20 protein-coding genes are annotated in these 23401 nt (G+C 38.0%); 7 read left to right on the top strand and 13 right to left on the bottom strand.

Annotated features, from left to right (window positions below):
* The first annotated feature begins 24 nt into the window (after nt 1-24).
* Nucleotides 25-1545 carry a glycoside hydrolase family 10-like protein gene (locus BN1354_RS00085; RefSeq protein ID WP_053825876.1) on the top strand — a complete coding sequence of 507 codons (1521 nt, stop codon included), beginning with the start codon at nt 25-27 and terminating at the stop codon, nt 1543-1545.
* 79 nt (nt 1546-1624) lie between these two features.
* A complete protein-coding gene (locus tag BN1354_RS00090) occupies nt 1625-3163 on the top strand; it encodes a THUMP domain-containing class I SAM-dependent RNA methyltransferase (protein ID WP_231623054.1) in 1539 nt (512 codons plus the stop codon).
* Nucleotides 3164-3179: 16 nt separating this feature from the next.
* Here the strand turns inward: BN1354_RS00090 and BN1354_RS00095 are convergent, their stop codons facing one another.
* From BN1354_RS00095 to BN1354_RS00130, 8 genes are all read right to left on the bottom strand, one after another.
* Nucleotides 3180-4253, bottom strand: coding sequence for an AMP-binding protein (locus tag BN1354_RS00095; protein WP_053825877.1), 1074 nt, complete (start codon nt 4251-4253; stop codon nt 3180-3182).
* Nucleotides 4246-5304 (bottom strand): o-succinylbenzoate synthase, encoded by a 1059-nt coding sequence (locus BN1354_RS00100; protein WP_053825878.1) that lies wholly within the window; start codon nt 5302-5304, stop codon nt 4246-4248. The genes BN1354_RS00095 and BN1354_RS00100 overlap by 8 nt, the downstream gene beginning before the upstream one ends.
* Before the next feature lie 32 nt (nt 5305-5336).
* Entirely contained in the window at nt 5337-6158 is an 822-nt protein-coding gene (gene menB / locus BN1354_RS00105; protein ID WP_045090308.1) for a 1,4-dihydroxy-2-naphthoyl-CoA synthase, read from the bottom strand.
* The gene (menD, locus tag BN1354_RS00110; protein ID WP_053825879.1) at nt 6155-7825 is read right to left on the bottom strand and encodes a 2-succinyl-5-enolpyruvyl-6-hydroxy-3-cyclohexene-1-carboxylic-acid synthase; all 1671 of its coding nucleotides are present in this window, start codon (nt 7823-7825) and stop codon (nt 6155-6157) included. The genes menB and menD overlap by 4 nt, the downstream gene beginning before the upstream one ends.
* Nucleotides 7826-7838: 13 nt before the next feature.
* Complete coding sequence (locus tag BN1354_RS00115) at nt 7839-8909, bottom strand: isochorismate synthase (protein WP_045090306.1); 1071 nt, start codon at nt 8907-8909, stop codon at nt 7839-7841.
* 1 nt (nt 8910) lies between these two features.
* Nucleotides 8911-9288 (bottom strand): PaaI family thioesterase, encoded by a 378-nt coding sequence (locus BN1354_RS00120; protein ID WP_074010688.1) that lies wholly within the window; start codon nt 9286-9288, stop codon nt 8911-8913.
* A 91-nt stretch (nt 9289-9379) separates the two neighbouring features.
* On the bottom strand, nt 9380-10012 hold the full coding sequence (locus tag BN1354_RS00125; protein ID WP_053825880.1) for a hypothetical protein: 633 nt from the start codon (nt 10010-10012) through the stop codon (nt 9380-9382).
* A gap of 18 nt (nt 10013-10030) precedes the next feature.
* The gene (locus BN1354_RS00130) at nt 10031-10756 is read right to left on the bottom strand and encodes a hypothetical protein (RefSeq protein ID WP_053825881.1); all 726 of its coding nucleotides are present in this window, start codon (nt 10754-10756) and stop codon (nt 10031-10033) included.
* A 178-nt stretch (nt 10757-10934) separates the two neighbouring features.
* On the opposite strand from BN1354_RS00130, the gene dut reads away from it, so the two are divergent.
* Genes dut through BN1354_RS00155 form a run of 5 tightly spaced genes read left to right on the top strand, consistent with a single transcriptional unit; the run spans nt 10935 to nt 16638 of the window.
* Entirely contained in the window at nt 10935-11369 is a 435-nt protein-coding gene (dut, locus tag BN1354_RS00135; protein ID WP_045090982.1) for a dUTP diphosphatase, read from the top strand.
* Between the two features lie 10 nt (nt 11370-11379).
* On the top strand, nt 11380-13119 hold the full coding sequence (locus BN1354_RS00140; RefSeq protein WP_053825882.1) for a tetratricopeptide repeat protein: 1740 nt from the start codon (nt 11380-11382) through the stop codon (nt 13117-13119).
* A 24-nt stretch (nt 13120-13143) separates the two neighbouring features.
* The gene (locus BN1354_RS00145) at nt 13144-13989 is read left to right on the top strand and encodes a lipoprotein insertase outer membrane protein LolB1 (protein WP_053825883.1); all 846 of its coding nucleotides are present in this window, start codon (nt 13144-13146) and stop codon (nt 13987-13989) included.
* On the top strand, nt 13989-15320 hold the full coding sequence (locus BN1354_RS00150) for a murein hydrolase activator EnvC family protein (protein WP_053825884.1): 1332 nt from the start codon (nt 13989-13991) through the stop codon (nt 15318-15320). The genes BN1354_RS00145 and BN1354_RS00150 overlap by 1 nt, the downstream gene beginning before the upstream one ends.
* A gap of 28 nt (nt 15321-15348) precedes the next feature.
* On the top strand, nt 15349-16638 hold the full coding sequence (locus tag BN1354_RS00155; RefSeq protein ID WP_053825885.1) for a nucleoside permease: 1290 nt from the start codon (nt 15349-15351) through the stop codon (nt 16636-16638).
* Between the two features lie 94 nt (nt 16639-16732).
* On the opposite strand, the gene BN1354_RS00160 is transcribed toward BN1354_RS00155, so the two are convergent.
* The 5 genes from BN1354_RS00160 to BN1354_RS00180 are packed head-to-tail and all read right to left on the bottom strand — an operon-like array spanning nt 16733 to nt 23384.
* Nucleotides 16733-19543, bottom strand: coding sequence for a M16 family metallopeptidase (locus tag BN1354_RS00160; protein ID WP_045090294.1), 2811 nt, complete (start codon nt 19541-19543; stop codon nt 16733-16735).
* Nucleotides 19544-19588: 45 nt separating this feature from the next.
* Nucleotides 19589-20455, bottom strand: coding sequence for a nucleoside phosphorylase (locus BN1354_RS00165; RefSeq protein ID WP_045090293.1), 867 nt, complete (start codon nt 20453-20455; stop codon nt 19589-19591).
* A gap of 7 nt (nt 20456-20462) precedes the next feature.
* Nucleotides 20463-21449, bottom strand: a complete 987-nt coding sequence (gene floA, locus BN1354_RS00170; RefSeq protein WP_045090292.1) for a flotillin-like protein FloA — start codon at nt 21447-21449, stop codon at nt 20463-20465.
* Nucleotides 21450-21474: 25 nt separating this feature from the next.
* A complete protein-coding gene (locus tag BN1354_RS00175; RefSeq protein ID WP_045090291.1) occupies nt 21475-21951 on the bottom strand; it encodes an NfeD family protein in 477 nt (158 codons plus the stop codon).
* 11 nt (nt 21952-21962) lie between these two features.
* Entirely contained in the window at nt 21963-23384 is a 1422-nt protein-coding gene (locus BN1354_RS00180) for a tetratricopeptide repeat protein (protein ID WP_053825886.1), read from the bottom strand.
* Between the last annotated feature and the right edge of the window lie 17 nt (nt 23385-23401).

A 23401-nucleotide genomic window follows, 5' to 3' on the forward strand; every position in this document is an offset into this window, starting at 1 on the left:
TTTTAATATCTTTTCTTAATAGTAATGAATAGAAAATTATTATTTGTCTGCTTGTGTGCAATCACAATCCTTCTTTCTTCCTGTGGTACTTCTAAGAGTACACTTGCTTATCAGTCCGACTCAGCACCTAAAAGAGAGTTTAGGGGAGCATGGATACAAACCGTGGGGCAATCACGTTATAGTCAGATGAACAGTGCTGCTATGAAGCATTATTTATCAGAAATGGTAAGAAAACTTGATGAAGCAGGGGTTAATGCAGTAATATTTCAAATACGTCCCGAAGCAGATGCCTTTTACAAGTCTGATCTTGAACCGTGGAGCAGATTTCTTACAGGGCAGCAGGGTAAAGCTCCTGATGACCCTGAATTTGATCCACTTGCCTTTATAATAGAAGAGTGTCATAAGCGAGGTATGGAACTTCATGCATGGCTTAATCCATACAGGGTAAAGACAAACATCACCAATTCTCTTGCCAATAATCATATTTTTTACAGATATCCTGAGAGATTTGTACAATATGGTAACCAGTTGTTTTTTGATCCGGGTCTTCCCGAAAACAGAACTTTTATTTGTGAAGTGGTTAGAGATATAGTTACACGTTATGATGTAGATGCAATTCATATGGATGACTATTTTTACCCATATCCTATTGCAGGTGAACCTTTCCCTGATGATAAAAGTTTTATGCAGTTTGCTGCCTCTCAAGGTTTCTCCCCATCCCAGAGGAGCGATTGGCGCCGCAACAACGTAAACCTTCTTATTCAGCAGATTAAACTAACAATTGCCGGCACTAAGCCTTGGGTCCGTTTTGGAATCAGTCCTTTTGGAATTTACCGAAATAAGAGAAATGATCCAAACGGTAGTGATACAAATGGGTTGCAAAACTATGATGATCTTTATGCTGATATAAAACTATGGGTTGAGAAGGGATGGATAGATTACAATTTGCCTCAGTTATATTGGGAAATTGGTCACTCTGCAGCTGACTACACAACCTTGCTTAATTGGTGGAGTATAAACAACTTTGGGCAGCATCTCTATATTGGTCAGGATCTTAAAAGGAGTATCGACAGAAATGAGCTTAACACAAAAATAGATCAAACAAGGAGATTGCCAATGGTTCATGGCAACTGCTACTGGTATGGTTATCAGATTCTTGATAATTTTGCCGGTGTTGCAGAAATACTTAAGAATGATATCCATAGTTCAAAGTCATTAATCCCTGCATATACTCATATGCATGATGGCAAACCCAAAAAGGTTAGTAAAATCTCTAATGTTTATACCGAGGATATGCATTTTCTTACCTGGGAGCATAACAGGGACAGTTCAAATCCGGAAACAGCACAGAAATTTGTGATATATCGCTTCCGTGATAAAGAGAAAATAGATATAAACAGAGCAGAAAATATTGTAGATATAACACCGGATAATTTCTTACTACTGCCATATGAGGGAGGAGAAAGCAGATGCACCTATGTGGTAACTGCCTTAGATGCTTTTGGAAATGAGTCAAAAGTCAGAAAAATTAAAGTAAAGCTATAATTATTAATTATATCTTTGCATCGCAGAAATCTGTTAGATGACAAATAGCAGAGTATTATTATAGAATGAAATAAATCAGATGGTAGAGAACGAACAATTTCCCATGATAGCCAAAACTTTGGCAGAGCTTGAAGATGTATTGGCTGAAGAGTTGATCGGGTTAGGTGCAGATAACGTAGTGATAGGTACTCGCATGGTGTCATTTACAGGTGATAATGCCTTGATGTACAAGGCTAATCTGCATTGCCGTACAGCACTGCGTATATTGAAACCTATATATGAGTTTAAGGCAGAAACAGCTGATGAGGTGTATGAAGCAATTAAACAGCTTAACTGGGAAAATTACCTCTCACTCAACTCTACTTTCTCAATTGATGCAGTGGTCTTTTCTCATATCTTTAATCATTCAAAGTTTGTAGCATACAGGGTAAAGGATGCTATAGCCGACTGGTTCATGGAGAGATATGAAAAGCGGCCTTCAGTGAGTTTGACAAACCCGGATGTTATGCTGAATATACATGTATCACATAACAAATGTACACTTTCACTGGATAGCTCCGGAGAATCTCTGCATAAACGTGGTTATCGAATCGCACAGACTGAGGCGCCCCTAAGCGAGGTGCTTGCAGCCGGAATGATTCTTAAATCCGGCTGGAGAGGTGAAAGTGCATTCATTGACCCAATGTGTGGATCTGGTACAATTTTAATTGAGGCGGCAATGATTGCTTTGGGTATTCCTCCCGGAATTCACCGTCCAAGTTTTGCATTTGAGAAATGGAGCGACTTTGATAAAGATCTTTTTAGTGAGATATATAATGATGATTCCGGCAACAGAGAGATGAAATATCCTATTATTGGATCTGATATCTCATCTAAAGCGATTTCAATTGCAGAGAAGAATATAAGGAATGCTGGTCTCAAGAATTATATCGAATTAAGTGTTAGGCCTTTACAGCAATATACCGAAGCTCCTGCAGAAACAGGAATTATAATAACGAACCCTCCATATGGCGAGCGTATAAAAGTGGATGAGCTGGATGAACTTTACTCAATGATAGGTGAACGATTCAAACATGTTTTTGCAGGCTACAGGGCATATATTCTCAGTTATCGTAAAGAGTCGTTCGATGCAGTCGGATTAAAGCATTCCAGGCGCTTTTTTCTATACAACGGACCACTGGAATGTGAAATGCGGGAGTATGAAATATTCTCAGGAAAGCGAAAAGAGCTCCCAAAGGAAAAAAGAGATCATTCCAGACAAGGTAGAAAAGACAACTATCATAATGAGCGAAACTCAAGAGAGGGATATCGTCGTTCAAGACGCTCTGAAAAGGGGGAGGATGAGCAAGGCAGAACCGACTTCAGCAGTCAGAGAAGAGAAGGCAGTCACGGAAGAGAGGATAAATCCGTAAGAGAAAATAGGCCCTGGAGAGAGGATAGACCAAAAAGGGAAAACAAAACAGGCAGACCCGGAGAGGGAGGCCGTTCATTTGATGCCAGGAGTAAAGACAAACCCGGAAAGAGTAATGGAGAAAAAAGAGGCTCCTTTTCTGGCAGAAGCTCCAGATCTGATTCAGGCAAGAGTCCCCGATCCTTTAAACCTAAGAAAAAAGATTAAAGGAAAATAGTTCATTTTATAGCTCTATATTTAATTCAGCAAGTTTTTTCAACGATTTACGGTCAATCTTGCCATTGCCAGTCATAGGTATTGACTCCACATTGATTATATACAGAGGCTGCTGATATCGAGGCAGTATTTTATTTACATACTCTTCTGCCTGATATTTATCATCAATATTATCAACAATCAGTACAACTGCTTCACCTAATTTAGTGTGAGGTACAGAACTGATTGCATAGTTACCTTTTAGATACGGTTGAAGGGTATCTTCAACCTCTTCAGCCTGAACCTTTATCCCGCCAGTGTTGATTATATTGTCAACTCTGCCTATAACCCTGAAGGTGGCGTCATCCCGAAGTTCAACAATGTCATTAGTTACAATAGGAGCATCAGATATTTTTGGTGCATCAATAATAAGTGTACTGTTGTCGGACAACTTCAGATTCACTCCCGAAAGTGGGGTGTAGAAATCTGATACACCCTCTCCATTTATCTTTCTAATAGCAATGTGTGATAATGTTTCTGTCATGCCATAAGTAGAAAAGAGAGAGTTGGGAAGTAACTTTAAATCCTCTTCCAGTTCTTTATCAATAGCACCGCCACCAATTATTATATTGCTAATCTGACTTAGTCGTATTCTCTCTTTCTCAGAATTAAGTGAGTTATATACCTGTAAAGGAACCATTGCTGCAAAATCAAATGATGATGATACCTCTCTCAAAGGGTTACCGTTTGGTGTTACAGGATATATATGCATACCGCAGTAGATTGCACGCACAAGCATCATCTTACCTGCAATATATTCAGTAGAAAGACAGAGCAGAGCCCTGTCATTCTCTTTCAGCTTAAAGTATTCACAGGTCATAGCAGCACTTTCAATCATTTTTTGTTTGTCTACTATGATCTCTTTGGGTTTTCCTGTTGATCCTGAAGTAAAAAGCTTTATTCTATTATCCAAAGAAAACCACTCATTCAGGAAAGTGTATATCTGCTCAAGGAAACCTGAGCTTTTAAAGTAGAGTGGCATCTCTGCTCCCATGAAATCTTCCCTGTAAAAAATCTTCCCTGAGATCTTAATCTTATCCATTTATAATTTTATTTATTCCGGGGAAACTTCCTTCCGGATCAAACCATAAATATTCTCCCTTAATTTCTAATGGCAAAGGTGTATTGTTCAAGTATAAAGATCCTGTCCCCAATCCTTGTGGTATGCTGATGTTGAGTGTTGAGCACCATTGAGATATTGAATTAAGTCCGATATTTGATTCCAATGCTGAAGTTATCCAATAACCTATTCCAAGCTCTTCAGCAATGGAAATCCACTCTTCACAACCGCTTATGCCTCCATGCAGAGAGGGTTTAAGGATAATATATTGCGGATTGATAGTGGTAAGTAAACTCTTTTTCTCCACATAGCTGTTTATTCCAATTAGCTCTTCGTCCAATGCAATAGGGATTAAAGAATTCCGGCACAGGTAAGACATATCTTTCTGAAGTCCTGCCTTTATAGGCTGTTCAATTGAATGAATATTCAATTCGGCGAGTTGATTTAACTTGACTAATACATCATGATAACTGAATCCTCCGTTTGCATCAACTCTAAGTTCCAGTTCTTCAGGGGTGAATTGTTGACGTATATACTTTAACAACTCAATCTCCTTATTGAAATCAATAGCTCCTATTTTCAGTTTTATACATCTGAATCCTTTTTCTAAAGCAGCTTCTATTCTGCTCTTCATCTCAGAGAAGTCACCCATCCAGATTAGACCATTTATTTTTATTCCCTCTTCTCCTCTGCTGAAACGTGTATCCCAGAGCTGCCATGATTGCTGCTGATAATGACGCATAGCTGTTTCCAGACCAAAAAGAATGGAGGGGTAGTTTTTAAGGCTGGCTGAGTCGACTAACTGTTTTTCTTCAACTGTCTTGCAAAACGATTTCAGCTGCTGTTCATACTCATCACTGTAATCGCAGCTTAAATCGGGTAGTGGAGCACATTCACCTATACCAATGTGTGATGGGTTGTTACAGTTTTTAAAAATAATGTACCATACCTTATGATCAATATAAACCCCACGCGAAGTGCCGGCAGGGTTTTTAAACTTTAATGTATATGGTACAATTTCTATTTTAAACATTACTGATTTACATACAGTATTATAACTATTGATCAGGGTAGTTTAGGGAATTTCTTAAAATCAGGATCACGTTTCTCCAAAAAGGCCTGTTTCCCTTCCTGAGCCTCTTCGGTAAGGTAATAGAGCATAGTTGCATCACCTGCTAGTTCCTGAATTCCTGCTTGTCCGTCCAATTCTGCATTCAATCCTGCTTTTATCATACGTAGTGCAAGGGGACTGTGCTTCATCATTGCTTCAGCCCACTCAACAACCTCATCTTCAAGTTTGTCAAAAGGAACAACTTTGTTTACCAGACCCATGTCAAGGGCTTCCTGTGCAGAGTACTGGCGACAGAGGAACCAAATTTCCCTGGCTTTCTTCTGACCTACAATACGTGCCAGATAGGATGATCCGAAACCTGCATCGAAACTTCCAACTCTGGGGCCGGTCTGACCAAATATTGCATTTTCTGAAGCGATTGTAAGATCACATACAACATGCAAGACATGTCCTCCTCCAATTGCATATCCATTTACCATTGCAATTACCGGTTTAGGTATGGATCTTATCTGTTTCTGAACATCCAGAACATTTAAGCGAGGAACGCCATCTTTACCAATATATCCTCCCTTGCCTTTCACATTCTGATCCCCACCGGAGCAAAATGCTTTGTCGCCCGCACCTGTTAGAACAACAACACTAACCTCTTCCATTTCGCGGCAAATGCGAAGTGCATCACTCATTTCCCCTGTAGTTGTTGGAGTAAAAGCATTACGGTATCTGGGACGGTTAATAGTTATACGGGCAATACCGTTGTAAAAGTCAAACAGAATATCTTCATATTCCTTTATTTTTGTCCAATTCCTTGTTGTCATAATTTACTGTTTTCCTGTTGTTGATAATATGATTTTATCTCTAAACTGTTCTTCTCAATAGTAGTAAAAACCTCCAGAATTACAGGAGATTTACTCTCAGGAGCAAGTAGTTTTAAAATCTGTTTTTGTAACTCATCTGAGTTATTTGCTGATAAATATATAAAACCTTGCTGCTCTGCCCAGCTTTTCACAGATGTGTTGTGGGCCGCAGTAATATAATCATTTAAAGCTTCTGAATTATTTAATCCGGGCAGAGTGTCAAATATTCCACCCCCACCATTATTATTTATCATAATTCTTAAATTGGGAGATATATAACGATTCCATATCCCATTAATATCATAAAAGAAGCTTAAGTCACCCGTAAGCAATACTGTCATACTGTTAACTGCTGCAGAATATCCAACAGCTGTTGACAGTGAACCTTCAATTCCATTTGTGCCACGATTGCTGAAACATTTAGTACCTGCAGGCAGATTAAATAGTTGAGCCAGATAGACGGAGTGACTGTTTGCAAGCTGCAGTGATACATTTTCAGGCAGCGAGTTCAGAAGTAATCCTGTTGCATACAGATCTGAATATTCAGCATCCGGTTCTGAAAAAACAGAACATCTATCTTTCCATAAATTCTTATATACCGGGGATATTGATGAGGCATCTGTTCCCCCTGAAATATGTCTTAAGAATGTTTCATTATCACTTGTAATAACATCTGTGACACTCATATATGTGTCTATAACCTCTCCAGATGGTGATATGTGCCAATGCTCAATAACCTTAGCTTTGCGAATAAAATTTTTCAATCTCTTGGAAACCGTATGTCCTCCAATTGTAATCAGAAGTTCAGGTGATAAATCAAGCATTTCCTGCTCAGTAGATGTCCTTAACAACACTTCATAAGCTCTGTTTTCCCTGTCAGAAATATTTGAGAGATGATCTGACAGTACAACCACATTATACTCAGAGCTTAATTCATTAAGAATGCCCGAAATATTGTTGTCAGGAGGAAGCTGTCCAACAATTATCATCTTTTTGTCAAAGCTCAAAAATCGTTCTCTGTAATTATCCTGATCTGATATTTTGAACTCCTGAGAAGACTTGCGAATCACCCTTGTATCCGGAAGTGATTCTACATTAAAATTAAATAGTGGCTCTTCTAACTGAATATTGATGTGTGAAGGACCCTTTCTTCTGTTATCCAGATTTAAAATAGCTTCATTAATCAACCTGTTGCAATACCATAAGTCACTACTGTTTCTTACAACAGGCAGCTGCACAGAACAATTTACCAATTTTCCAAAAACAGCGATCTGAGGTATTGTCTGCCCATCCATCTGACCTATCCACTCCTGAGGCCTGTCAGCACTCAATACAAGCAGAGGCAGCTCCTGATAATATGCTTCAGCTACAGCAGGAGCCAGGTTAAGAGTAGCAGTGCCAGAAGTGCAGCAAACAGCTGCTGGTTTGCCTGTAGCTTGTATAATTCCCAGTGCAAAAAAACCGGCACTACGTTCATCTACAATGCTATAGCAAGTAAAGTCAGCATCATTTGCAAATGAATGAATTAGTGGAGAGTTTCTTGAACCGGGAGACAGCACTACCTGAGTTATATCGTGTGCTTTTAATAAAGCAACAAGTTCCAAAACACTTTTTTTATCTGAATACATCTGTAAGCCTTAATTAACAAATACTAGCCATTGTTTTAAGTTTTTGCTCCGTCTCCTTCCACTCATCTCTGCTGTTTGAGGAGGTAACTAATCCACTTCCGGCAAACAAAGTAAGCAAACTTTTCCCTATTTCCATGCATCTTAGGTTTACATATAAGTTTGTATCAGAGCTTTTGTTCATCATCCCTATAAATCCGGTGTAATATCGGCGATCATATCCTTCATACATGTCAATATATCCGAATGCCTCCTCTTTGGGCAACCCTGAAACTGCAGGTGTTGGATGAAGTGATTTTATAAGCTTCCCCAGACCAACATTCTCAGGTAAAGTAAAATCAAGGTCGGTCTTCAAATGCGCAAGATTAGCAGCTTTTGTGGTATATGGACCATTTATCTCGGGTTTTATATTAAAGGATGAAAGCTGATTCAGAAGATATGATGTTACCAGATGCTGCTCTCTCAGGTTTTTATCATCCCACGATATTTTTTCTTTTACCTGATACTGAGTTCCTGCAAGTGCTACAGTATGCCATGAGTTACCCCTGCCTGAGAGCAGAATCTCCGGTGTACTTCCCAGCCATGTTCCGCTTATCGGAGTGTGGAAAAGAAACACGTAGGAATTTTTATATTTTTCCATTGCCTTGTAAAAACTTGCTCCGGGAGAAAAGTTTCTGTTTCTGGCAAATGACTTACTACGAGATAGTACCACCTTTTTTAAAGTCCCATCTTTCAATGGCATATAAAACAGGTCGAACAGTCTGTTATAATCGTTTCTGTTAATGTTGTCAAGCTTGAATCTTTCTGATCCGACTCCAGGATTTTGTCTGTCGGGAATTACCGCATCATTTAAGTTAGTACAATCAGGTCTTATAATAAGAACAGGTGTTTCTTTTTTTATCTTGTAAGGAGCTATAACAAACCCTCTGTTTTCTTCTAACTCTTCTATATCATAGAAATGTTTTATCTCACCATTATTCTGCATTACAAACTTTGGCGATGACTCGTTAGGCAGCCTGTAAATTGCAAAACAGGCATCGTTTTCTATAAGTGAATCTAATTTTTGGTAACTGTTCTTTAAGGTCATTTTATTTTAGTATGGTGTTTAAAACCCTTACAGATGAAACTAATCTACCACCCGAAGTGGTAATATCTATATTCCATAAATGGGTAGTTTTGCCTAAATGTAATATTGTTCCGGTGGCATGAACAGTATCTCCCTCTTTTACTGCAGATAAATGATTACAGCTCACCTGTGTACCTGCAGGCTTTTCATCCTGAGTGCATAAAAAAAGTGAACCCTGGCCTGCAACAGATTCTGCCAGTGCAATAGTTGCACCTCCATGCAATATACCAAATGGCTGACATACACTTTTAGTGACGGGCATAACAGCCTCTACTTTTCCACTGGACAGATGTGTGAATGTAATTCCCAGTGTCTCCATCAAATTATTAGTTTCGCTCATACCGAGTTGAATTATAGCTGCAAAAATAGTTATAACATCGGTAAAACGAAATAATGAGCTGAATGTTCTTTACTCTATAAAATAATAGAAATTACTCAATAAACAGTATCTCTGTTTTTGGTGAAATATTGTTTCCATTAAATACAGCAAGTCCTGAATTAATTAACTGAGCATATGTAATATTATCGATTGGAAAGAAATATAATACAGCGGGATATGGATCTAATACTTCAATATCATTACCATTGTATACAAATATTTTAGAGAAAGACTGGAAATATACAGAGTTATCTAAAAGGTGGATAGACCAAATCTCATCATTATGAAAGTTATAGTCTTTTACTTTCTCTTTTAATGAGTGATAAATCAGAGTTTCTGTTTCATCTTTTTCGAAATACCCAAATTCTTCAAATGAGCCTACATAAATTCTTTCAGGTGATTTGACGCTATCTATAAATATTGATTTAACAGAAAGGTTATTAGGTAGTGAATGGAGAAACCAGTTTGTACCATCAAAACTTAACAAACCATTATTGTTCCCAAAATAAACAACACCTTGTTTGTCTTGCGCTACTGACCAATTCTGGTTCCCTGCCCTGTAGTTGTTAGTTGTATAGTTATATACTGGTGGAGTAAATGGTATATTCTGAGTATACAGGGGAGAAAATGACAATAAAAGAACAAACTGAATAGTTGAAATAAATTTTTTATAAGCAACTATCATTATAATTATATTAATACATTATTTTTTCTTCAACAAACCGTCTATTTCTGTCTCACTCAATATTTTAACATTAGTGAAAAGAAACTTTGTATCAAGAAAATCTCCATATTGATTACATTCTTCTACTGCAGAATTAAGAATTGATTTCACATCTTTGTCAAATGGAAAAAGTATAAGAATGGTAAAGTAATTTTCCTTAATCTCTAATTTTTCGATCTCAACTTCTGCCTTTTTTAATTGAAAAGTGAACTCTCTTTCAACGATCTCTTTCTGCAAGTCAGTTAAATTTTCTCTGTTGTGGGTGGTGAAAAGAGAGAAGAAACGTAGTCGCTTATCCTGTCCTCCAAGTCCCGATGAGATGTAAACTTGCTGTTGTCCGGATAGATCCGAACTTAAAATAATTCTGCTGCTGACTAAAGCCATGGATGACCAGTGAGATAAGTCAGGGTCTAACGGACTGCTGTGATATGTTTCAATTGAACGGTATGCACCAACATCAGGAATCGATGCAAGAAGTGTAAGACTCTTTTTTTTACGTTCTAAACTCTCGTCTGGAGAGAAAAGAATAGAGACCTCTTCATCTCTGTTAAATGTATTATTTTCTCTCCGCAGCTTATCAAAGTAGCGGAAATACTCCATCTGTTCCTCAATAGGCACAAGATCCTCTAATATATGAAACGAATCAATTCCCTGTTCGTCCAGCGTTTGGCGTAATCTAGCCAAAAGATCATCATGTCTACTCATAGGTACAAAGATATATTATTTATCATTTCTTTTGAATAGCAATGGCTTAAAGTTTATCAATTTGCAAGCTAATTCCTCAGAATTTTATAAATTCGCAGGTTAATAATATATCGACTTCACTTTTAAAACGTGCATAACAGTAGTCACGCAATAATACATGAACAATAGAAATAACAAAATGGAAATTAAAATAGTAAACAGGTCTCGACACTCTTTACCCGATTATGCAACAATTCACTCTGCCGGTATGGATTTGAGAGCAAACCTGGAAAATCCTGTTGTATTGAAACCTTTAGAAAGATCACTTATACCAACAGGTATTTATATTCAGCTGCCAAATGGATATGAAGCACAGATACGGCCACGAAGTGGACTTGCAATTAAGCATGGTATAAGCATTGTAAATGCCCCGGGCACAATAGATGCAGATTACCGAGGAGAGATTAAAGTCATTTTGGCTAATCTTTCAAATGAGGATTTTACAATAAACGATGGCGAGAGGATATGCCAAATGATAGTTGCCAAACATGAACGAGTTGAGTGGGTTGAAGTTGATGAGCTTGATGAGACCGAGAGAGGTGACGGAGGTTTTGGACATACGGGGAAAAAATAAATAACTAAGTATGACTTATATAAATTCTCAAATTAAATTATATCTCTTCTTCTCAATAAACTTCATAGGGGCACTGCTATTTTCTCTTGATTCCCTTGCTCAGCAAAGTAATGATGATTTACCATTCAATGATGATAAGAGAAAGTTTGATTATTATTTCTACGAAGCATTGAATTCAAAAGCTCAGGGTAAGTATGATGAGGCAATAGACCTTTTTCATCACTGTTATTCTCTAGATTCTACCAACGCAAATGTTTTAATTGAGTTAGGCACATTTTACAATGTACTTCAAGAGAAAGATAAAGCCCTCGAATTCTATAAAAAAGCAGTAAGTTATGATAAGACAAACTACTATTATAACATGATGCTTGCCGGTCTGAGCAAGGAACTTGGACTTAAACAGGAGGTTGTAGATATCTATGAAGGTCTTATTAAACTGTATCCTGATAAACCTGAACTTCTTTTCGAAATGGCCAATGCATATGCAGATAATGGAGAACTCGAAAAAGCAATAAGTCAGTTGGATGAACTGGAGAAAAGTGTAGGTGTTTCAGAGTCTCTGGCACTAAACAAATTTCGCCTTTATTCAATGCTGGATAACAAGGAAAAGGCTTTTCAGGAGATAGAGCAGATAATAAACAAAAATCCTGATGATATAAGATATCTTATATTGATGGGAGATCTGTACATGGATGATAACCAGGTAGACAATGCTTTGAATTATTATGATCAGGCAAAATTAATAGATCCTGATTACCCGGCTTTGATATTATCCTTCGTAAATTATTATGAAAAGACAAACGACAGAGATGCTGCACAATCTGAGATACAAAAGGCTATAACAAGTTCATCTATGGAGGCGGATACAAAAATCCAGCTTCTAACAAGATATTTAAGCATACTACAACAGAACAAACAGGATATAAAAGAGGCAAATCCTCTATTTGAATCCCTTTTTGAACAACATCCCAATAATACTCAGATAAACTTGATTTATGGGAATGTTTTATATCTGCAGGGTGATAAAAAAAGTGCAATTGAGCAATTCGAGATCTTTATAAATCAAAACCCTGAAAACCCTGCAGGATATGAGCAGGTTATACGTGCAGCACTACCAGAGGAGGATTTCGATAAAGTAAAAGAGGTGACAATAAAAGCTTTAAAATATCTGCCGGGTGAACCTCAGTTCTATTACTATCTGGGTGCTGTAAACTTTCAACAAGGAAATTACAAAGAAGCATTAAGAGTATTTGAGACAGGTTTAGATAGTGCCAACTTTAATAACCCTGTGCTTGAGTCCGACTTTTATGGACAGATAGGAGATCTTAACTACTTCCTGAAAAATAAACAGGTTGCTTTTGACAGTTATGAAAAAGCCTTAAAACTGAACCCTCAGAATCTTCCGGTATTAAACAATTACAGTTATTATTTGTCTCTGGAAAAGAGAGATCTCGATAAGGCAGAGCAGATGAGCGGTATTACTGTCAAGTTAGAGCCACTCAATCCAACTTATCTTGATACATATGGCTGGATATTATTTGAACAGGGCTCATACATAATGGCGAAGATATATATCGAAAAAGCTATTGAATATAGCGATGAGCCATCTGCCGAAGTTTATGAGCATTACGGCGATGTCTTGTTTATGAACGGTGAACAAGAAAAGGCTGTAGTTCAATGGAAAAAAGCAAGAGAACTTGGAGGGGATTCAAAAACACTAAAAAGAAAAATAAGAAGAGGAAAATTGTAAATTTCTTTTTTAATTTGTAGAACAATGAAATGGGTCAATTATAAAAATATAATTATTTTCTCTTTTCTGGTAATGATTGCTGTAACAGCCTGTAAGCCAAAACAGAGAATTATATATTCAACTAAGCCGGTTGAGGATAAAGAGAATAACCAGTTATTTAGTGATATAAATACTAATACATTCGACTTCAATACCTTTTCTTCAAGATTGAATATGAGCTTAACCAGTGGCACAAGATCTGTAAGCTCCAGGGCTAATCTCAGGATGATTAAAGATAGTGCAATACTGATATCAGTTCAACCATTATTCGGTGTTGAGGTAGTGCGTTTGTATATCGATCCCAATAATATTCTTATCCTTGACAGGATGAACAAACGTTATGTTAAAGAGTCTCTCATCTCATTAAAAGAAAAATATCCAGTAGGCTTTGATTTCTATACTTTGCAGTCAATACTTACCAACTCACCATTTGTTTCAGGTAAAAGCAGTGTTGAGGATTCAGATTATCGTAAGTTTAACATAACTCAAACTTCAGATCTAAACTATTATTTAACCTCTAAAGATCCTGAATCTGATATTGAATATTCCTTTACAGTAAATGGGAATGACAGAATAACATTTACACATCTAATGCAATATAAAAAACAGCAATCTCTGCAGTGGGCATACGATAATTTTGCTATATTGGGGAATAATTCATTTCCACACAAGATGAATGCAGTTATTACCTCTAAATCAAGGAAGATTGATGCTGAATTTCTTTTTTCTGAGATTGTGACAAATGTACCGGTTCAAATTACATCTCAGGTACCTGAAAGTTACAGCAAAACCTCTTTGGATGAAATTCTTAAAATCATAGCGTCGGAATAATGAAAAAGTTACTACTAATTTCACTATTTTATTCGTTTACACTATTACTGTTTTCTCAGACACAACAGATAGAAAACCTTCAAAGACAGCAGAAGGCTATCCAGGAGGAAATTAAAAACACCAATAAACTATATCTGGATGTTAAGAAGCAAACTACAACCATACTGGATCGTATTAATCTTATAAATAAACAGATTGCATCTCGCAGAGAGCTGATAAATGTACAAAGAAGTGAGATAGAGGCTTTACAAAAGGAAGAACAACGTCTCGAATCTGAAATAGAGAGACTAAACAGAGAACTGAAAAAGAAACAGGAGGATTATACCACTGCTATAAAAGGAATGCTTAATCATAAGCACAAACAAAATAAACTACTTTTTGTACTTTCAGGTAAGTCAATTGGGGAATCATTAAGAAGATTACAATATCTAAGAGAATACTCCAAATGGCAAAGATCACAAGCAGAAGAGATTAAGAAACAAAATGCTCAGATTGCACAAAAAAAGGATGCATTGATAAAAGCAAAAGCAGAAAAGGAGAAATCGCTGCTTGCATTGCAGGAGGAGAGTAAAAAACTGGAGAGTGAGGAGAAAATTAGACAGTCAGAAATTACTCAAGCCAGAGGAAAGGAGAGAGAGTTGAGACAAGCACTTCAGCAAAAACAGCGACAAGCTGATCAGTTGAACTCTCAAATTGAGAAATTGATAGCTGAAGAAGTAGCCCGTCAGGAGCGTGAAGAGGAGGCAAGGCGATTAGCAGAAGCAAAAAAACAGGCAGCCAAGCCTGCAGCAGATACAAAAACTCCTAAAAGTTCTGAGTCATCTGCCAAAACTGAAACTGCATCTCCCGGAACAGGCACCTCTCCTCGAATCGATCCCAATGCAAGCAGAGTGTCAGCTGAGACTTTCAACCTTTCAAAAGATTTCGCTGCAAATAAGGGTAAACTACCTATGCCGGTTACCGGAGCATCTACAATTGTAGGTAATTTTGGCACAAAACGTCATAGTGAATGGAATGTCACAACAAATAGTAATGGTGTTGATATTCAGGCTGAGAGAGGTGCTGATATTAGAGCTGTTTTTGATGGAGAGGTATCAAAGGTGTTCTCTTTCCCAGGTTCAAACACATGTGTGATTGTGCGTCATGGTGATTATTATACTTTTTATGCTAACATATATGATCTTTATGTGAAACAAGGTGATAAAGTGAAAGCCGGACAATCATTAGGACGAATTTTTACAGATCCTGATACCGGTGTATCAAGAATGCATTTCCAATTATGGCAAAAAACAACTAAAATAAACCCTGCACCCTGGCTAAACAGGGGTTAGCAATTTCTTTAATCATTAAATTTATTGTATGTCACTGAAAACACGACTAATTGTAATGAATTTTCTCCAGTTTGCTGTCTGGGGAGCGTATCTGACTTCTATGTCTCGTTATCTGGGCCCGGCGGGAATGGGGTCTCACATTGGAATATTTTATTCGGTTCAGGGGATAGTATCTATATTTATGCCTGCACTTATTGGTATAATTGCCGACAGGTGGGTTCCTGCTCAGAAATTACTGGGTATTTGTCATATCCTGGCTGCTATCTTCATGATTTCTGCAGGTCTTTATGGTTTAAACAGCGGAACCGGTGTGGAATTTGGCTACTTCTTTACTCTCTACACACTTAGTGTGGCATTTTATATGCCAACCTTAGCTTTATCCAATTCAGTTGCCTATACTATCCTGGAAAGAGCCGGTTTTGATACTGTAAAAGCATTTCCACCAATAAGAGTATTCGGGACTGTAGGTTTTATCTGCAGTATGTGGTTAGTGGATATATTAGGGTATCAGACATCTTCGATGCAATTTATTGTAAGTGCAGTACTAGGAATCGTTTTAGGTCTCTACGCCTTCACTCTTCCTAACTGTCCTGTTACTACCGATACTCAGGATAAAACATTGGCTCAGCGACTGGGACTGGATGCTTTCAAGCTGTTTAAACAGAGAAGAATGGCACTCTTCTTTATTTTCTCGATGCTGCTTGGAGTCTCACTTCAGATTACAAATGGGTTTGCAAATCCTTTTATAGCCAGTTTTGAGGCTAACCCGATCTATTCCGATACATTTGGTGTTCAGCACTCAAATATTCTTATTTCACTGTCACAAATATCTGAAGCAATATGCATTCTGCTGATACCCTTCTTTCTAAGCAGATTCGGAATAAAGAAAGTTATCCTTATTGCTATGTTTGCCTGGGTGCTTCGCTTTGGTCTGTTTGGCTTAGGAAACCCTGGTAGTGGATTGTGGCTGCTGATTCTATCTATGCTGGTATATGGTGTGGCATTTGACTTCTTTAATGTATCAGGTTCACTATTTGTAGATAAGGAGACACCTCACAATATTCGTGCAAGTGCTCAAGGTATGTTTATGCTTATGACAAATGGTATAGGTGCCACAATAGGAACATTGGGTGCTCAGTGGGTGGTAAATCAGTTTACTTCATGGCAGGATGTAGTGGTAAACGGACAAACAAAATCATTGATGATAGGCAACTGGCAAAGTGTATGGTTAATCTTTGCATTATATGCTCTTGTTGTAACAATACTATTTGGTATTCTATTTAAATATAAACATAAACCTGCTTCCACAGAAGATTAAAGATATCTATTCTTTATTATTGTTAGAATAAAAAACCGGAGTGCAATCAATTGATTACACCCCGGTTTTTTGTTTTATGTTACTATACTCAGAATTACAGATCTGAGTTAGGCAGCATTACTATTGTCTTTACATTCCCCTGTTTAAGGAAATTAGCTACAAAGTTCTGAATATCAGTTCTGGTAATACTGTTAAGTGTATCCAGATACTTGGTATGCATATCTTCTCCGTAGAAATATTTGTTGTCTAGAATATTCAGCCAGTATCTGTTTTCCTTCAGGTTTTCGTTGTAACTCTTGTTCATATACTCTTTAACCTTTGAGAAATCTGATTCACGTGGACCGTTTGTTGCAATATTCTCCAGTTCATCCAGAACTATCTTATTCAGATGTCTCATTCTATCAGTATCAGGGTCTGTGTCAAATGTGATTTGGAGCATTGATTGGCCTTCAGGATATCTTGATATAGAGCCTCCAGAATAAACACCATATGTGCCACCCTCTTCTTCTCTGATTTTCTCAGTATATACAATATCCAGGATCTGATCAAACATACTCATCAGGATCTGATTCTGCATGTCTCTTTTTAAGTTACCTGTAATACTATTAAAAACAGAAGCTTTCGGGTTAAGCATTTCACGACGGAAAATATTCTCAGAATTACCCTCTACGAAATTCATAGGTACTTTAACAAAATCAGCTTTTTCTGATTTGGCAGGTAATGAGGCCAGATAACGTTCAATAACAGGTCTTACCTCATCCTCATTAATATTTCCAACAAGTGTAAATGTAAAACTACCCGGATTACTGAACAACTGTTTGTACATTTCCATCATACGATCATAGTCCAGTTTCTGAAGATCCTCTGTCTTAATTCTTTGTACAAGTGGGTTATTACCATATATAGCAGCGTTAATTGAGTCACTGAATGCAACCATTGGTTCCGCTTCCTGATTTCTCAACTGTGTTTCCATGCGCTGGATGTATGACTGATATGCATCCTGATCTTTGCGTGGACTGGTAAAATATAGATATACCAACTGGATCATCGTCTCAAAATCCTTAATAGAAGAAGATCCGTTGAAATCCTGAGTGGTTAGACTAACAGATGGACGTGCAGAAGCTGTTTTACCGGCAAGAACTTTTGGCAAGTCGGTAGCACTAAAATTGCCCACGCCTCCAAGTGTTGAAACAGCACTCAGTACTTTACTGTTTACAGGATCTTTTTCGGCAAAGTGAGAATATCCACCAGCACTGGTTCCAGTTAGCAGTATTTCGTCATTCTTGAAATCTGTATTTTTCAGGATAACCTTTATACCATTTTCCAGTGTCCAAACAGTTGCACCCAGCTCTTCATCTTTTTCAGTTGAGACTATTTTGCCTGGCTCAGGAATATTTGATACAAGAGGTTCATCAATAACATCTCCAACATATGCTTCTATTGTCTCAGCCTTAACTGAAGTCAATACACTGTTAAGTTCCTCCTTGGTTGGATATACTAGTCCCTCTTTCTTTGGTCCTGTAATTGCAACTACAATATTATCATCACTAATAAGCTGCTTTATTGTCATGTTGATAGCTTCAACAGGAATATTTGGAGCTACAGCCTGTAAAAACTGGTATTCAAACTCAATACCAGGTATTGGTTCTCCGTCAACAAAAGCCATTACATACTCTTCCGAGTATCTTGAATTTCTTTGTTTGTCCCTGTTATTGTAAGAATCCTCAACGCTTTTAAGTATGTTAGTTCTTGCAATGTCATACTCAGCAGCTGTAAATCCATGCTGCCTTGCTCTTTCTGTTTCACGAATCATTGCAGCTAATGCCTCTTTTATCTTGTCTTCCGAGCTGCCAGCAACAACAGTCCATGCATCTTTTGTTTTTGCTACAAAGAAATCTCCATCATATGCATAAGCAGAAGTAAATGGTGCATCCGGTTTTTGTAAGATCTCAGAGAAACGCTGATTCATCATAGATGCAGCAGCATTCATAATGTACTGAGTAAGATATCCTGCCTGGGTATTTTTTAGTTCATCCGGCATCGGATCATGCTTATAGAACATCATGATACTTGTATTGCGAGCCTCATTGTCTGTAGCCAGTGCAAAAATAGGTTCCTTATTATCAGGAACAGGATAATATTCTCTTTCAGCAACCTCTTCATCAAGTTTTATAGGTGAGAACAGATCAATTATCTTCTTTTCCATCTCATCAACATCGAAGTCACCTACAACAATTATACCCTGAAGGTCTGGTCTGTACCATTTGTGATAGTAAGCTCTGATCTCTTCAGGCTTGAAATTATTAATAACATCAATACTGCCTATAGGCATTCTTTTAGCATACTTACTGCCCGGGAACATTTCAGGAAGCAGCTGATCCCATAAACGCTGCTGCGCACCGCCACGTGTACGCCACTCTTCACGAATTACACCACGCTCACTTTCCAGCTCTTCCTCCTCAAGTGCGATGGCATTTGCCCAGTCATGCAATACCAGTAATGCAGAATCCATAAGATTCCTGTTTGTGGTTGGTATGTCAGTTAAAAAGTAGACCGTCTCATCAAATGAGGTGTATGCATTGATATTGGTGCCAAATTTGATTCCATTGTCCTGCAGGTAGTTAAGCATCGATTTGCCGGGAAAGTTTTCAGTTCCGTTAAATGCCATATGCTCAAGAAAATGAGCTAATCCTGCCTGATTATCTTCCTCCTGCATAGATCCTACTTTCTGAGCAATATAGAAGTCTGCTCTGTTCTCAGGCTGTCCGTTGTGACGGACATAATAGGTCAATCCGTTTTCCAGCTTACCTGTACGTACGTTTGGATCTACAGGCAGAGTGGGGTTTTGTTGTGCTAAAGTGACCATTGAGGTAACTAAAAGCAACAGTGTTAAAAATTTTTTCATACTTCGATTTTATAAATTTTTATCGGTACTATTTTTTATTGTAATTTAAATCCTATCCAAGACCGTACGTATAAGATCCTCCATTGAACCTTTATAGTCAGTATTAGAGTCCAGGGCTACACGATTAGCGATAATTGTGCAAACAGTCATAGCTTTATGACCCATTAGTTTGGAGAGTCCTGCTATTGCCGAACTTTCCATCTCATAGTTGGTTATTGAGTAATCATTAAAACGGAATGATTCAATTTTTGAATTTAAATCAGGATCTGCTAATGGCAGCCTTACATATCTTCCCTGAGGGCCATAAAACCCTGTGGCAGAGATTGTAACACCGCGGATCATATCAAATCCTATTCTGTCAACGAGCTCTTCATCAGCACTCACAACATAGGGGAGGCAATGGAAAGGCGACCATTTTACATGTTTCTGGAAAGCCTCTTCAAACTCCTGTTCCCTTATATTTTTAGAGTTATCATAGAAGTGAATTAACCCATCAAACCCGATTGATTTTTCTGAAACAACGTAAGAGCCTACCGGGCAATGTGGCTGCATGCCTCCGGAAGTTCCAATACGAACCATGGTAAGTTGTTTGAACTCATCCTTAACTGTTCTTGTCTTGAAATCAATATTTGCAAGAGCATCCAGTTCGGTAACCACTATATCAATGTTATCTGTTCCAATACCATGTGAAAGAGCAGTAATACGCTTTCCTTTATAAGTACCGGTAACAGTGTGAAATTCGCGACTCTGCACGTCGCATTCAATCGTGTCAAAAAATGATGCTGTCATAGTAACACGATCAGGGTCTCCCATCATTACGATCTTGTCAGATAGCTGATCTGGTGTAATGTGCAGGTGAAAAGCACTTCCATCGGAGTTTATAATTAACTCCGATTCAGGTATTATTCTCATATCTCTATTATTTTTTATTCCCACTTCCACTTTGAGGCTTCGCAATAGAATCCCTCATCTCTGTATCTGCCTGAATGTTTTCCATCCGGTAATAATCCATAATGCCAAGATTACCATTTCGGAATGCCTCAGCCATTGCAATAGGAACCTCTGCTTCTGCTTCAATAACTTTTGCACGTGCCTCCTGTGCTTTTGCTTTCATCTCCTGTTCAAGAGCTATTGCCATTGCACGACGTTCTTCAGCACGTGCCTGTGCAATATTTTTGTCAGCCTGGGCCTGATCCATTTGCAGAACAGCACCTATATTTTTGCCTATATCAATATCAGCAATATCAATTGAAAGAATTTCAAAAGCTGTACCGGCATCGAGACCTTTCTTCAGAACCAGCTTGGATATTGAGTCGGGGTTCTCTAATACCGATTTATGTGAAACTGCTGAACCGATTGATGAAACGATACCTTCACCAACACGGGCAAGAATAGTCTCCTCACCAGCACCACCAACAAGCTGTTTAATATTGGCGCGAACAGTAACACGTGCTTTGGCTATCAGCTGAATACCGTCAATAGCAACAGCCGATACTGGAGGTGTATCAATAACTTTTGGATTTACAGACATCCTTACCGCTTCTAGTACATCACGCCCTGCAAGGTCTATGGCTGTGGCCATCTGAAATGTAAGATCGATATTTGCCTTGGATGCTGAAACTAATGCATGCACAACTTTCTCGACATGCCCCCCGGCAAGGTAGTGAGCTTCTAAATTGTCACGAGTGACACTTTTTAATCCTGCCTTATGAGCCTCAATCATCGCATATACTATCGTATGAGGCGGAACCCGGCGAAGACGCATCAGGAACAATTGTACAAGAGATATGCGTACTCCTGCAGAAAGTGCGTTTATCCATAGGAAGAAAGGCACATAGTGAAAGAATATCATCAAAAAGATGATAATTACCGCTATGGTAATGATTATTGGTATAGAAAATTCCATAATGATATAAATTTTGGAGTGAATATTATTGTTTCCTTTTTACCAGAACGTTGTAAGTCTCTACTTTTACAACCTCTATTTCTGTATCTTCTTCGATATACTCACCGTCGAAAGATTTTCCTTCAATCTCAACATCGTTAACCAAAACCTTTCCGATTGGATTTAATCTGGAAATTGCAGCACCGGTGTCTCCTACCGAAATTTTAAGCAGGTTACTGTTGTCAACAGTATCTTCAATATTGGTTTCCAGAGATATCCTACGCAGTGATTTGGATTTTAACAGCCATGCAAAAGAAGCTCCAAGAGCAATAGCCGAACTGGCAAGCGTAATATTACCGGCAGTACTTCCTATAAACATATAAGAGTAAAATATGCCTCCTATAATAAAAATAACACCTGCAATTCCGGCAATACTTATGCCAGGCAGAAGGAATATTTCAATTAGCATGAAAAGTATCCCCAGTACAATCACAGAGATAACAACAATGATGTGAAGTGTCATGTCAGGTTTATTTAGTTAAAATTATTACGTATTTCATCGTTCCTTGCCTGAATTTTTAGTCTCTCTATCTCTTTATAGAGATCATCAGCCTGCTTTTCAAGATTTAATATTGCTGCTCTCAGGTTACTATCTGTAGAGCTGCTGTTGGCAAACTGATCGCGTTTACTGCTCAAATCAGCTTTTAATTCTTCAAGCTGTTTACTTAATCCAAGTGCCTGAGAAAATATAGATCGGGCATTACTGCTTTTAAAATCAGAGAGAGTATAATATGTAATCCTGTCATTAATTACAAATTCAAAGTCCCCCTTCACTCCCTCATCTGATACAGAAACCTCTTTTGCCAGTGCAATTACAGAACTGTAATCTATTCCTTCTCTCCAGCTGTCGGCTATTGATGATATTATTGCACGTTTTGCCATATAAGAGATATCATCGTTTTCCAAAAGAGTAACCCTCTCATTTGGAATATAGGTATATATACATACAGAGTCTTCTGACTGATATCTGTCCGAAGCAAACCATCCCACACCCTTCTCTTCATCAATTACAAGCAGGTAATCATTGAAAGGAGAGTTAAAAGGCATATTGAGCTGATTAGGCGTCAGGTATGTGTCTGTATTGAGATTATATCTTGTAGCATAGATATCATAACCACCATAAGAGTTATGACCTGTAGAAGCAAAATAAATCGTAAGTCCATCACTCATCACAAAAGGATAATCCTGATTGCCTGAATCATTAATCGATTCCGGCAACGACTTTTCATTGCCAAATGAGTCGAGTAGTTTCTCCATTGTATAAAGATTGGAATTAGATCCATTTCCTCCTTTTGAGTAGTAAATCTTTTCCTTTCTCTCATTCATATAGAGTGTCTTTCCTCCATTTTGCTGTCCTTCGAAGAAATCGTCGGCCATCAGCAAAGATCCCGATGAGCTGCTTAGATTGTAAGCAGATAAAAACTCAGCCTTGGGAACAACTATACTGTCAATTATCTGTACATCTTCAGTGCGGCTTACATACCTCTTAAGCCTGTCGGCATCTTCACGAGCCTGCTCAAGTTTTTTAAGCGCTTCGTTATTTCTGCGGTTTGCACGCTGATATTTGTCGAACTCCTTTTCTGCTTCATCAAAGCGATACAATTTTGAATACAATTCACCAAGTGCCAGATATGCTTCGGGTATCTTTTTTTCTGATGCATATTTAAGGTATTGTTCAGCTTCAACAAGGCGACCGGTTTTATACAGACTGACACCCAGCCACTGATTTAGTGGAGCGTCCTTTGGATTTTCATTATACTCGGATCTTAACAGAGGCAGTGCATCTGCATAACGGCCATCGAGATACCAGCTTTTGGCATCATCAATTGTTTGAGAATGCAGTGATTGGAACAAAATGACCAATAAGATTGTAAAAACTGTATATTTCAATTTCATGTTGCTCATTATATGAA

Source organism: Lascolabacillus massiliensis, from assembly GCF_001282625.1.
Classification (GTDB): domain Bacteria; phylum Bacteroidota; class Bacteroidia; order Bacteroidales; family Dysgonomonadaceae; genus Proteiniphilum; species Proteiniphilum massiliensis.